At 69.5% G+C, this 12,909-nt stretch carries 11 protein-coding genes and 1 pseudogene; 5 read left to right on the top strand and 7 right to left on the bottom strand.

Annotated features, from left to right (window positions below; genetic code table 11):
* Nucleotides 1-608 (bottom strand): ABC transporter substrate-binding protein (locus PV419_RS51170; RefSeq protein WP_319700952.1); only part of this gene is annotated, 608 nt, incomplete at its 3' end.
* Between the two features lie 66 nt (nucleotides 609-674).
* Complete coding sequence (locus PV419_RS51175) at nucleotides 675-1,148, bottom strand: rhodanese-like domain-containing protein (RefSeq protein ID WP_319700953.1); 474 nt, start codon at nucleotides 1,146-1,148, stop codon at nucleotides 675-677.
* Nucleotides 1,149-1,241: 93 nt separating this feature from the next.
* Here PV419_RS51175 and PV419_RS51180 point away from each other — a divergent pair, with 93 nt between their 5' ends.
* Nucleotides 1,242-1,724, top strand: a complete 483-nt coding sequence (locus PV419_RS51180; RefSeq protein WP_319700954.1) for an Lrp/AsnC family transcriptional regulator — start codon at nucleotides 1,242-1,244, stop codon at nucleotides 1,722-1,724.
* 40 nt (nucleotides 1,725-1,764) lie between these two features.
* Here PV419_RS51180 and PV419_RS53685 read toward each other — a convergent pair.
* Nucleotides 1,765-1,995: pseudogene (locus PV419_RS53685) on the bottom strand (RICIN domain-containing protein); the annotation flags it as partial.
* Nucleotides 1,996-2,234: 239 nt separating this feature from the next.
* Between PV419_RS53685 and PV419_RS51190 the strand changes: the two are divergent.
* Nucleotides 2,235-3,629, top strand: coding sequence for an MFS transporter (locus PV419_RS51190; protein ID WP_319700956.1), 1,395 nt, complete (start codon nucleotides 2,235-2,237; stop codon nucleotides 3,627-3,629).
* Complete coding sequence (locus tag PV419_RS51195) at nucleotides 3,626-4,849, top strand: FAD-dependent monooxygenase (RefSeq protein ID WP_319700957.1); 1,224 nt, start codon at nucleotides 3,626-3,628, stop codon at nucleotides 4,847-4,849. Before PV419_RS51190 ends, PV419_RS51195 begins: the two co-directional genes overlap by 4 nt.
* A 67-nt stretch (nucleotides 4,850-4,916) precedes the next feature.
* Here the strand turns inward: PV419_RS51195 and PV419_RS51200 are convergent, their stop codons facing one another.
* From PV419_RS51200 to PV419_RS51215, 4 genes are all read right to left on the bottom strand, one after another.
* Nucleotides 4,917-5,609: a response regulator transcription factor gene (locus PV419_RS51200; RefSeq protein ID WP_319700958.1), complete on the bottom strand. Its 693-nt coding sequence runs from the start codon at nucleotides 5,607-5,609 to the stop codon at nucleotides 4,917-4,919.
* Nucleotides 5,606-6,931 carry a sensor histidine kinase gene (locus tag PV419_RS51205; RefSeq protein WP_319700959.1) on the bottom strand — a complete coding sequence of 442 codons (1,326 nt, stop codon included), beginning with the start codon at nucleotides 6,929-6,931 and terminating at the stop codon, nucleotides 5,606-5,608. The genes PV419_RS51200 and PV419_RS51205 overlap by 4 nt, the downstream gene beginning before the upstream one ends.
* 7 nt (nucleotides 6,932-6,938) lie before the next feature.
* A complete protein-coding gene (locus PV419_RS51210; RefSeq protein ID WP_319700960.1) occupies nucleotides 6,939-9,200 on the bottom strand; it encodes an MMPL family transporter in 2,262 nt (753 codons plus the stop codon).
* 307 nt (nucleotides 9,201-9,507) lie between these two features.
* Entirely contained in the window at nucleotides 9,508-11,079 is a 1,572-nt protein-coding gene (locus tag PV419_RS51215) for an MFS transporter (protein WP_319700961.1), read from the bottom strand.
* A gap of 329 nt (nucleotides 11,080-11,408) precedes the next feature.
* Here PV419_RS51215 and PV419_RS51220 point away from each other — a divergent pair, with 329 nt between their 5' ends.
* Entirely contained in the window at nucleotides 11,409-12,191 is a 783-nt protein-coding gene (locus tag PV419_RS51220) for a helix-turn-helix transcriptional regulator (RefSeq protein WP_319700962.1), read from the top strand.
* A gap of 438 nt (nucleotides 12,192-12,629) precedes the next feature.
* The gene (locus tag PV419_RS51225) at nucleotides 12,630-12,881 is read left to right on the top strand and encodes an acyl carrier protein (RefSeq protein WP_319700963.1); all 252 of its coding nucleotides are present in this window, start codon (nucleotides 12,630-12,632) and stop codon (nucleotides 12,879-12,881) included.
* Nucleotides 12,882-12,909 lie beyond the last annotated feature (28 nt).

Below are 12,909 nucleotides of genomic sequence, written 5' to 3' on the forward strand. Positions count from 1 at the left end.
TCGACAAGTGCGTCGCACACGGCCGTGTGGTCGAGCGTGCGCATGTCGAGTTCGATGACGGTGCCGCCGCGTGGCGCGAGGTGGTCCCGCAGAATGCGGGCCCCGGATGCCCAGTAGACACTCGGCTGGGCTGCTACGGCGATGCGGCTGTGCCCCGCGCCGAGGAGGAAGTCCGCGTAGATCTGCCAGCCGCGGGACTGTGCCGGGGCGATGCGCGCGACCCATTCCGTCGGCTGTTCGGTGAGCGCGTCGAGAACCGCTGACGAGCAGAGGAACGGCAGCCCGAGCGCGTCGGCCCTGGCGGCAGCGGCGCGAGCGACGACGCTGTGATACTCCCCCGCCACGGCAGCCACGCCCAGGCGAGCCAGTTCATCCACGGCCGCCGCGGCCCTCTGTGGATCAGCCGCGGTGTCCCGGACCACCAGCTCGAGTGGCCTTCCGCCGATCCCGCCGGCGTCATTGACTTCGCGAACGGCCAGCTCGAGCCCAGCGAGCAAGTGTCTGCCCGCCTCGACCCAGCCGGGCCGAGTCAGCGGAACGAGAGCGCCGATCCGGACGGCTGATCCGTCAGTCCGCTCCGCTCCAGGTGGCGACGGTGGCGTATTCATGCGTTGGCGTCTCCGAGTGACGATTCGGTTCCAGCTTCTGAACCCGGCGAACCTGCGGTCACAGCACTAGCACGCGCAGTGAGCGGATCCGACTGGCGCCGTCAACGGGTCGGCCGCCCGGCGCACCACACCGTTCGGCCCTTCGACCGGGAATCCCTCACGGATCCAGTACTCGATGCCGCCGATCATTTCCTTGACGTGGTAGCCGAGTCGGGCAAGGGCGAGCGCCGCGCGGGTCGCGCCGTCGCAGCCGGGCCCCCAGCAGTAGGCGATGACCGGAACAGCAGTATCCAGCAGGTTCGTAGCGTGTTGTGGAATCTCGGCGGTCGGCAGATGTACCGCACCGGGGACATGTCCCTGCGCCCACGCATCGTCCCCGCGTGAGTCGATGAGCACGAAGCCCGGTTCGCCGGACGCCAGCGAGGCGTGGACATCGGACACATCGGCCTGGAAGGCAAGGCGTGCGGCGAAAAAGGCGGCTGCCTCGGCAGGTGCCATCGGCGGCACCCGCAGAGCGGCGCTGATCCGGGTCTTGGACATGTCCTCAACGCTAAGCTCCCCGCCCATCCCCCAGAAGTCGAGATCAACGGTCCAGCTCGCACCTCGCCGCGCAATTCGTGGTATCCATCGGCTATGGCCGCCGATTCCCTTGACGCAACCGATATACGCATCCTGGAAGCACTGCAACACAACGGGCGCGCCAGCTATGCCGAGCTGGCCCGTAGCGTCTCCATGTCACCGAGCGCCGTCACGGAACGAGTCCGACGGCTGGAGGAGAGCGGCGCCATCGCCGGCTACTCCGCCATCGTGAGCCCCGAGGCCCTGGGGCTCGACATCCTGGCTTTCGTCCGCCTTCGCTACCCCACTGGCAACTACAAGCCGTTCCACGACCTGCTCGACACCACTCCCGAGATCGTGGAGGCCCACCATGTAACGGGTGAGGACTGCTTCGTCCTCAAAGTCGTCGCTCGCTCGATGCGCGATCTGGAACGCACCACGGGCCGCATCGCCACCCTGGGCTCCGTCACCACGAGCGTCGTCTACTCCAGCCCTCTTCCAAGCCGCTCAGTGACGACGGTCGTGTCCCAGGTACCGTCCGGCGGGTCCGGCGACTGACCCGTCGGACCGGCCCTAGGTCAGGGAAGGCGGCCCCGGGTCAGGCGGTCGTGGGGACGAGCCGCCACTGCTGGCAGTTGTTGTTCAGCCAGGTCAACTGGCGTACGTCGGCGCCGTCTGCCGTGCCGCAGTCGGCGGTGTCCATGACCTTGCCGGTGGCCACGTTCACCAGGCGGCTGGTGTCGTCGCCCATGTCCTCGACGCGCCACTTCTGGTTGGCGCCGCCGGTGCACGTCCACTGGAAGATGTTGGTGCCATCGGCGGTGCCACCGCGGCCCGAGGTGGAGTCGGACCACACCTGGACGCTCGGCGCGGTGGACAGCCCGGTCGGCGTGGGCGACTTGCGCATGATGAGTTCGCCGGTGAAGGAGGTCGTCAGCTCCGCCCCGGCCCAAGTCGGCCTGCGGTGCGTAGGCACCAGGGCACGTGAGTGGCTGGTCCGCACGCACCAGGGGAAGACGGTGGCGGGGGACGATGCCCGGCGGGGCGCCGGAGGGAATGGTTGCGTCTATGTCCGAAGCTGTGGTTTCCCCGGTCCGCATCGGGAGGCTGTCGATCGGTGCCCTCGGCATCTTGGCACTCGCCCTCGGCACCCTGCAGTCAGTGGTGGAGCCTGCGCTCCCGCTGCTGCAACGTGAGCTGGGGGTCAGTCCTGCCGAAGGGGCGCTGATCGCCAACACGTTACTCATCACCGGCGCGGTCGTCACACCCGTCGCAGGCAAACTCGGCGACCGCTACGGCGGAAAGCGGGTGCTGGTCCGGCTGATGGCCGTGGTCTCGGCCGGTGGTCTGTTGGCCGGCCTGGCGCCGAACCTGCCGGTGTTGTTGCTCGGTCAGGTATTGCAGGGCGTCATGGTGGGTGCCCTGCCCCTCTCATTCATCCTGGTGCGCAAACACCTCCCGACAGGAGAGGCGCAGGTGGCGATCGGGCTGGTCATCGCGCTGTTCACGGGCGGCGGCATGGTGGGAACGTTGCTCGCCGGGCCGATCGCGGAAGGACTCTCCTGGCACTGGATGTTCGCGCTGCCGACGATCGCGATCATCGCGACGACGTTGGTCGTGACTCGGCTGATGCCGCATGATCCGCCGGTCCAATCGGACAACAGGATCGACTGGCCTGGCGTGGTTCTGCTGAGCGGCACGTTGCTCGCGTTCATGCTCGGGCTCGTGACGGTGACGAGCGCCGGCCTGCCGCCACTCGCGGTCGGTGCCATCGTGGTGGCCGTGGCCGCCCTCGCGACCGGATGGGTCGTCGTCGAGCGCCGGGCAGACGCGCCGATGGTCGATCTACGAATGCTGGCAAAGCCTGCCATGTGGAATTCGTACGTGCTCACCTTCGTCATCACCACCAGTTCCGGGATGGTGCTCTTTCTGCTCCCGCAACTGTTCGCGGTATCGGCCGACGGGTACGGCTTCGGAGCCGGCACCACCGACATCGGACTGTTCCTGATGCCCGGCGCCATCGCCGGGGCGGTAAGCGATTCGGTCGGCGGAATCGCGGCGCGGCGTTTCGCTCCGCGTGCCGTGGTCATCGTGGGCACCGTCGTCACGGCGGCCACGATGATCGCCCTGGCGTCGCTGCACACCGCGGCATGGCAGCTCGTCCTCGCGAAGGTGCTGACCGCGTTCGCCGCGGGCGTCGCTACCACGGCGTTGCTTGCCGGCACCGCCACCGCCGTCGAGACCAGGGACACCGGCATCGCCACCAGCCTGCTCGTGGTGACACGCGTGATCGGCGTCGCCCTGGGTGTCCAGGTCGGCGGCGCGATCCTCGCCGCCGGGGCCGACCCGATGACGGGCCGGCCGGCCGAATCGGCCTTCGTCACAGGCTTCGCCATCGCCGGCCTCGTCGCCGCATTGTCACTGCTCGTTGTCCGTATCACGAAGAAAGGAGCCCAGGCATGACACCTACCGGTCTGTCGATGGGCGTGAGTACTACCGCGAAGCGCGAAGTTCTGATCTCCGGCGCCAGTATCTCCGGGCCCGCGCTGGCGTACTGGCTGCACCGGTCCGGATTCGCGGTCACCGTGGTGGAAAAGGCAGGCGCACTGCGCGACGGTGGTTACCCGATCGACGTCCGCGGTACCGCGATAGAGGTGGTCCGGCGGATGGGGATACTGCCGCAACTGCGGGACGCGCACATCGACTCGCGTCGCTGCACTTTCCTCAACGCCGATGGCAGCGAAGTGGCCTCGGTCAACGCGCGCGCCGTTGCCGGCAGTGTCGAGGGACAGGACCTCGAGGTGCGTCGTGGGGATCTGGCCGCGATCCTCTACGGAAAAGTCCGCGGCGACGTGGAATTCCTGTTCGACGACTCCATCGACGCCCTCGACCAGTCCGAACAAGGGGTCGACGTTACTTTCCACAGTGGGCAACGGCGCACGTTCGACCTGGTAGTCGGCGCCGACGGTATGCACTCACCTACCAGGAAGTCCCTGTTCGGCCCCGAAGAACAGTTCCACCGTTACCTCGGCTACTGCTTCGCCATATTCACCATGCCGAACACCTTCGGGCTCTCCCGCGAGCTCATGCTGTGGAACACCCCGGGAAAAGCCGCGGCCCTCTACGCCGTCGGGGACAACGACGAGCTGCACGCCTTCCTGAACTTTCACCAACCGGAACCGCCGTTCGATGCCCTCCGGAACCCCGACGCCCAGCGGGACCTGGTCGCCACGATCTTCGCAGGCGCGGGATGGGAGGTCCCCGGCATGGTCAACGCCATGCGCGACGCGGATGACCTGTTCTTCGACACGGCCGGTCAGATCCGCATGCCCCACTGGTCCAGCGGCCGCGTCGCGCTCGTCGGCGACGCCGCGTACGCACCCTCGTTCCTCACCGGACAAGGCTCAAGCCTTGCGCTGGTCGGTGCCTACATGCTCGCCAACGCCCTGGCCACGAACCGGGACCACACCGCGGGCTTCGCCGCCTACGAACGCGAGGTTCGCGCGTTCGTAGCCATGAATCAGGCACTGGTCGACAACGGTGCGGCCACGCTCTTCCCCACCACGGTGCGGGCCCTGGAGCAACGCAACACCATGCTGCGTGACCTCGTCACCATGCCCTCCGCGACGGCACGACCGGCCCACTCAGCCCTTACGCTGCCCGCATTCGCCCCGATGCCGTGACCGCGCCGGGCAGCAGCGGGGTGAGCGGCCAGCCGCGTGGAGCCGCCGAAGAGCCCCCGGTATCGGACTACGGCAGGCGGTCGGTGCCGCCGTCGGGGGCGGCGTGGGCCAGGCCCGTCCGGTAGGCGATGACGACGAGTTGCGCCCGGTCGCGGGCCTCCAGTTTGTTCATGGCGCGCTGCACGTGGGCGCGGACGGTGAAGGGGCTGAGGAACATCCGCTCGGCGATCTCCTGGTTGGACAGGCCGGTCGCGACCAGGGCCACCATCTCGCGTTCGCGCGGGGTGAGCACGGCGAGCTGTTCGGGGTGGCGCGGCGGGGCGTCGTCCGGTGTGGCCAGGAAACGGGCGACCAAGGAGCGGGTCGCGGCGGGGGACAGAAGAGTGTCGCCGTCGGCGATCGTACGCACGGCGTCCAGCAGGTCCTCGGCCCCGATGCCCTTGCCGATGAAGCCGCCGGCCCCCGCGCGCAGCGCCTGAGCGACGTACTCGTCGGTCTCGTACGTGGTGAGGATCAGGATGCGGCTGGCACGCAGTTCCGGGTCCGCGCAGATCTCCGACGTGGCGGTGAGACCGTCCACCTCGGGCATGCGGATGTCCATGATCACCACGTCCGGGCGCAGCTCCCGGGTGAGTCTCACCGCCTCCCTGCCGTCGGCGGCCTCGCCGACCACGGTGATGTCGTCGGCACTGTCGAGAAGCATCCGGAAGGCACCGCGCAGCAGGGCCTGATCGTCGGCGAGCAGCACCCGGAGCGTCACGGCGCACCCCCGGCCTCTCCGTCGCCCGTCCGTCCGTCGTCTGCCGCTCCGTCGGCCATCCGCCCCTCGATGGTTGTTGCTCGGTCAGTCCTGCGCGTCGTGTCCTTGGCGGGCGGGAGGGGCAGCTGGGTGGAGACGAGGAAGCCGCCCTCCGGGCGCCTGCCCGCAAAGAGGTGTCCCCCGGCCGCGGTGGCACGTTCACGCATCCCGATCAGACCGTAACCGGGCGGACGGTCCGGCACCGTGGACGCACTCGGTCCCGTGGATGCGGTCGGCGCCGTACGGGCGCCCCCTCCGTCGTCGGCGACGGTGATGGTCACGCGATCGCGGTTCCAGGCGAGGCGCACCCGGGCGCTATCGGTACCGGCGTGCTTGGTCACGTTGGTCAGGGCCTCCTGGATGATGCGGTAGGCGGTGAGGTCCACTCCCGGCGGCAGCGGCCTGGCCGTGCCCTCCTGATGCACCGACACCTCCAGACCCGCGCGGCGGAAGGACTCGAGGAGCGTGGGAAGCCGGGACAGCCCGGGTGCCGGTTCGGCGGACGCGGCGGTGTCCTCGGGCTGACGCAGCAGACCGACCGTGGCCCGCAGTTCGTCGAGCGCGTCGCCGGTGGTCTCGACGAGCTCCTTCAGGCTCTTGCGGGTCTGCTCCGGGCGGGCGTCGAAGAGGTGGGCGGCGACCGTGGCCTGCGCGTTGGCCAGGGTGATCTGATGGGCCACGAGGTCGTGGAGTTCCCGGGCGATGCGTACCCGTTCCTCGGCCACTCTCCGGCGCGCCTCGCTGTCCCGGTCCTTCTCGGCCCGCCGGGCCCGCTCCTCCACGGCCGCCAGGTAGGCCCGCCGGTTCTGCGCCGAGTGACCGAGTACGCCGGCCACGAGCGGGAACGCCGCCACCGCTCCCACCCTGCTCGCGTCCTTCCACGAGAGGGCCCCGAACAAGGGGGTGGAGGCGACCAGCAGTGCCACGGAGGTGAGCGACACCGCGCTCGCCGCGTGCCGTTCGGTGCGCACGGCGAGCGAGTAGGCGGTGATCACGGCGGGGGCCACGATGAGCGGGCTCAGCAGGAGGCCCAAGAACGGCACCAGCGCGCCGCTCGCGGTCGTGGCCGCCATGGCGGCCAGGGGCGCCCGGTGCCGCACCGGCAGCACGGCACAGGACACCACGGCGATGAAGTAGGCGGCGGCAGGCGGCGGCGACAGCGTGCTGCCGTCGTCCCGCACCACGCCGCCGAGCAGACAGAGCGCTAACGCCGTCGCCGTGATCGCTCCCTCCCGCCACCACGTGGAGCGTGGTCGCGGGCCACCGCCACCCGTGTCCGTCATGGCCGGCTCAGTCCCGGCCGACGGGGAGCCGCGGCACCGCCGCGTCCGGCACGGTCGCGGAGGCCGGGACATGCCTGCTCAGTGCCTCACCCTCGATATCCAGATTCGGCAGCACGCGGTTCAGGATAGGGGGCAGCCACCAGGCCCGGTGGCCGAGCAGTGCCAGGACCGCGGGTGCGATCGCCATCCGGACCACGAAGGCGTCGAAGGCGACGGCGGCGGCCAGACCGACGCCCATCGTCTGGATGGTCGGGCTGCTCATCCCGACGAATCCGGCGAACACGCTGACCATGATGATCGCCGCCGCGGCCACCACACGTCCGCTGTGCCGGAAACCGCCCACGATCGCCTCGCCGGGGGACGCGCCATGGACGTAGGCCTCCCGCATCCGGGTGAGGAGGAAGACCTCGTAATCCATGGCGAGGCCGAACACTATGCCGATGATGAGAATCGGCATCAGCGACATGACCGGTCCGGTCTGCTCGATGCCGAGCAGATCTGCCGCCCAGCCCCACTGGAAGACGGCGACGAGGACGCCGAAGGCGGCACCCACCGACAGCAGGAAGCCGAGCGCGGCCTTGACCGGGACCAGGACCGAGCGGAAGACCACCATCAGCAGGAGCACCGCCAGGCCGATGACCACGGTCAGATAGGGGATGAGGGCGTCGGACATGGCTTCGGAGATGTCGATGTTCAGCGCGGTGGTGCCGGTCACCAGGATGCCGGCGCCCGTGTCGGCCTCGACGCCCAAGACCGCGCCCCGGATCGCGTGCACCAGGTCCTTGGTCTCGCCGCTGTTCGGCGCGGTCCGCGGGACGGCGGTGAGGACGGCCGTGTCCTTGGTCCGGCTGAGAACCGGATCACCGACCGACGCGATCCCCTCCACTCCCCGTACGGTCTTGACGACCAGGTCCGTGATGGCCCGGGTGTTCCCGAACCCCGAGGACGTTGACGTGTCCACGACCACGGTCAACGGGCCGTTGAAGCCGGGGCCGAAGCCTTCTGACAGCAGATCGTAGGCACGGCGCTGGGTGGTCTCCACCGACTTGGACTCGTCTCCGGGCAGCCCGAGTTCGAGGCTCAGCGCCGGTAGGGCGACGGCGCCGAGACCGAGTCCGGCGATCAGCAGCACGGCCGTCGGCCGGCGCAGCACGAACCGCGCCCAGCGGGTGCCGAGCCCAGGCCGGCCGGCCGCGGTGGGCACCGGGTGCGGGCGCCCGCTTCCCGACCGGCGATACGAGGGTGCCTTGCGGACCGCGCGGGACAGTACCTGCCGGCCGAAGAAGCCGAACAGCGCGGGGACCAGGGTCAGCGCGACGAGTACGGCCAGGGCCACGGCGCCCGCGCCGCCCATGCCCATCTTGGTGAGTTCGGGGATTCCGACGACCCCCAGCCCGACCAGGGCGATGAAGACGGTCGCGCCGGCGAAGACGACGGCGGATCCGGCCGTGCCCACCGCCCGGCCGGCGGCCTCCTCCGGCTCGCTGCCCTGGGCTCGCTCGTCGCGGAAGCGGGAGGTGATGAAGAGCGCGTAGTCGATGCCGACCGCCAGCCCCAGCATCAGCGCCAGGATGGCGACGGTGGACGTCAGGCCCAGCGGAACGGCCAGCGCGGAGACCAGGCCGAAGGCGATGGCCACGCCCACGAAGGCGGTCAGCAGCGACAATCCGGCCGCGACCAGCGACCCGAGGGCGAGGACCAGCACCACCGCCGCCACCGCCACGCCGATGATCTCCGTCGTACCGCCCGGTTCCTCTTCCGAATCCAGGGCCGAGCCACCGATCTCCACGGTCAGCCCCGCGTCCCGGGCCTGGCTCGCGGCGTCCTCGAGGGCGCTCTTCGCCGGCTCGGTCAGGTCGACGGCGTCCGCGGTGTAGGTGATCGTGGAGTAGGCGATGGTGCCGTCCTCGCTGACAGCGCCGGTCTCATAGGGGTCGGTGGTCGACGCGACCTGATCGCCCCCGTCCAGCGAGCCGAGCGTGTCCTCGACGGCCGCCTTGTTCTCCCTGGCCGTCACCCGCTGTCCGTCCGGGGCCTGGAACACCAAGCGGGCCTCGGCGCCCTGGGAGTTGCTCTGGGGAAAGCGCTCGTCCAGCAGGTCGAACGCCTTCTGCGACTCGGTGCCGGGCATGGAGAGGTCCTCTTCCTCCCCGGCCGGCGCCATGGCGGCGGCGACCCCGGCCAGCACCAGGACACCCAGCCACAGACCACTCACGAGCCGGCGCCGCCGGAAGGCCCACCGTCCGATCCGGTAAAGAAATGTCGCCACCTGTTGATCACTCCAGACACCGCTAGGCAAGGGGAATGCGCGAGATTCACGCGCCTCCAACCCTTCCCTCCGGCTGTCCCGCCGGGCATCGTCCCCCGCCACCGTCTTCCCCTGGTGCACCCGGACCAGCCACTCACATGTCCTGGTGCCTACGCACCACAGGCCGACATGGGCCGGGGCGGAGCTTGCCGCACATCCGAGGTTCCTGCGCGACGGGCAGCTGACGCCGGGTACATGAGCGGATGGTGCGGCATGCGCCGACCGGCAGTTGGGGGAGTACACCCGTCTGTATCGGCGTGTTCGGCCGTCAGCTGTGTTCGGCGGCGTGCTTGGGGCAGCCGGGCCGCCGGAAGGTCCACCAGATGATCGCGGCGCCGACCACGGCCGCGGCGGTGCCGACGACGGCCGCGACATGCATGGCGTGGACGAAGCCCTGGTCCGCGAAGTCGGACAGCCGGGGCAGGGACAGCCGCTGGGCGAGCAGCCGGGTGGCCTCCGGCGACTCCGCGGCGGCGTCGGCCTGCTCCGGGGACAGGTCGCCCAGCTTCGGGGTGATCTCGTCCCGGTACACCCCGGCGAGGACGGAGCCGAGGACGGCGACCCCGAGCACGCCGCCGATCTGCCGCATCGAGTTGTTGACGGCGGAGCCCGCGCCGGTCCGGTCGGCGGGCAGGACGGACATGATGGCCTCGGTGGTGGGGGCGACCGCGGCGCCCATGCCCAGGCCCTGGAGGACGAGGAAGACCCAGAACAGCCCCAGGCCGCTGTGCTCGTCGAGGAAGACGTAGCCGAAGAAGCCCACTGTGGCGATCAGCATGGCGCAGGTCACCACGGCCCTGACCCCGTGGAGCCGGACCAGCCGGGCCGACAGCGGGGCGCCCAGCAGCACGCCGAGGGCCACCGGGGCGATGGACAGGCCGCACTCCAGCGGCGTCTGGCCGTGCACGCCCTGCAGGTAGAAGCTGGTGTAGTACATCGAGCCGTTCACCCCGAAGAAGGTGAGCATGACCGCGACGCTGGCGCCGGTGAACCGCACGTTGCGGAACAGCCGGACGTCGAACCCGGGGCTCGACACGCGTAGTTCGACCAGGACGAAGACGGCGACCAGGACCGTGCCGCCGATCAGCGAGCCGACGACGGCCGGGCCGCTCCAGTCGTTGCGGTGGCCGCCCTCGATGACGCCCCAGACGATGGCGAACAGGCCGGCGGTGGAGAACAGCACGCCCAGTGGGTCGAACTTCTTGCGGACCTTGGCGACCGCGCCGGGGAGGTAGAGGAACGAGCCCACCCCGCACAGCACCACGATCGGCACATTGACCAGGAAGATCGCGCCCCACCAGAAGTGGTCCAGGATCGCGCCGCTGAGCATCGGGCCGGTGGCGATGGCGATGCCGCTGGAGCCGGACCAGATGGCGATGGCCATGGCACGGTGGCGCTCGTCGAAGACCTGGGCGATGAGCGCGAGGGTCGCGGGCATGATCAGGGCGCTGCCCATGCCCATCGCCCCCCGGGCGACGATGAGTTCGTCGGCCGAACCGGCGTAGGCGGCCCAGGTGGAGGCGGCGCCGAAGACGAGCATGCCGGTGAGCAGCAGTCGGCGGTGGCCGTACCGGTCGGCGAGCACCCCGCCGGTGAACAGCAGCACGGCGAAGACCAGCGTGTACGAACTGATGCTCCACTGCAGCTGGTTGGGGCTGGCGCCGAGCCCTTCGTCCGGGTCGGCCAGGGTTTTCAGCGCGACGTTGAGCACGGTGTTGTCCAGCCACACCGCCAGTTGGGACAGGACGAGCACCGACAGAGCGAGCCATTGGCGGCCGGTCGGCGACCGGGGCGGGTCGGCCGGCGCGGTGGCGGTCGTCGCGGTGTTCTGTGCAGCCATGTGTGCGGCGCCTTTCGGGACCCGGAGTTGTGGGGTCCGCCGTCGTACGGCAAGGGACTCGTGCTGGCTTGAAGCGAAGTTATCAATGGGGGCCGGGAGCCGCAGCCTCTTGGGCACATGGACAAGGCTTATCTCGGCCTGAGCGAAGCCTGAGAACCGGCATATTTCTGCCGATGATAGGTGCCATATACCCCGCCGGGTATGCCTTGCGGTCAGGTGCGCACCCTCGTTACTGTGCCGAAAAAGGAACCGGGGGGTGTCCTTTGAGCCAATTTCGAATTCAACCAAATGACGGTACGCCCATTGATGGAATTGAGGGGGAAGTGGGCGTGAGGGGGGTGATTCGGGCGGAGCCGGAAACGGGGACTGACCACCTCGAAGAGACCCTCGGGCAGGCGTTGCACCTGCTCGAGTCCGCCGTGCGTCACCACCGGCGCGCCACGCTCGCCTGTGTGACGGCCGACCTGCCCGTGGAGGGCGAGGCGGTGGCTGGATGGGTGGCCCGGCTGGTGCTGCGGGCCGAACAGGACGTGATCTGGTCGCTGCCGGAGGTCGCCTCCGAGGAGCACGCCAAGCTGACCGCCCAGACGCTCGCCCAGCTCGTGGACAAGGGCGTCAGGGTCAGGCTGTTGTGCCCGCAGGCGGTCATCCGGGGCGCGCGCTGGCAGCGGACCGTGGGTGAGCTGGGGCCCCGTGTGGAGGTGCGGGTGTCCAGCGCCGTACGCCAGGAACTGGTCGTGGTGGACGGCGCCGCGGTCATCGCCCCCGACGCGGCGCCGGGGGAGCCGGGCGGGTCCCGGGCCTCGATGATCCAGAACTCGACCGTGGCCGACATGCTGTACGGGCTGCTGTGCGGCATGTGGGACGCGGCGCAGCGCCCGACGCGGCCGCTGTCCTTCGAGGGCGGGGCGCGGGGCAGGGTGCTGCGTGAGGTCCTGACCCTGATGGCCGAGGGGTACAAGGATGACGCGGCGGCCCGGAAGCTGGGGCTTTCGGTGCGTACCTACCGGCGCTATGTGGCCGACATCATGCGGGATCTGGGTGTCGAATCGCGATTCCAGGCCGGAGTGCGGGCCGTGCGCGCGGGGCTCATGGAGCCATACCCCGATTGATCTGCCGACCTGACTGACCCGACTGCCCAGGCTGCCCCGACTGACGGCCTGCCGGGCGGCGAAATGGCTCGATCTCGCGCGTCCCGAGGCTTCTAGGGGTCGCCCTAGAGATGCACCGCGGGCGCGGGCGGCCATGCCGTCCGGCCTGGCCTGAAGCTGCCTGAGGGCGCTTCGGGCGGGCCGCCCGCGCGGCTTTACGGGCGATACGGTGGCATCCGCACCTCTTTTGCTGGCAACTTGCTGCAGATTAACTGCGTACAACACCTGTGAACGAGCTATGAGCGGCAGGTATATGACAGCCGAGGTTACCAATCGGTCACCTGAGGCGAGGCGTATGACAGCTAGTGGACTCCGGGGTTGTCCCGATCTGGAACCGGCGCTTAGCGTCATGGGCACGTTCCTCGCTTTGCCCATGCCCAAAAATGGAGGTGCGCGGTAATGGCCGCCATCGTCGAAGAGCGCCAGGAAACAATCAAGGAAATCGTCACGGATATCCTTGAGATAGATCCGGACGAGGTCACCGAGACCAGCCTCTTCAAGGAAGAACACGACGCGGATTCCCTGCGGGCCATCGAGATTCTGGCGGCCCTCGAAAAGGAGTTCAACGTCGTCATCCCGCAGGCACAGCTCAGCCGCATGATCAACCTCAAGGGTGTCTACGAGGTCGTCTCCGAAGCGGCCGGCTGGTAAAGGACACCGTGGCGGACTCAAGCGAAGG

Origin of the sequence: Streptomyces sp. ME19-01-6 (genome assembly GCF_033793745.1) — a bacterium.
GTDB lineage: Bacteria > Actinomycetota > Actinomycetes > Streptomycetales > Streptomycetaceae > Streptomyces.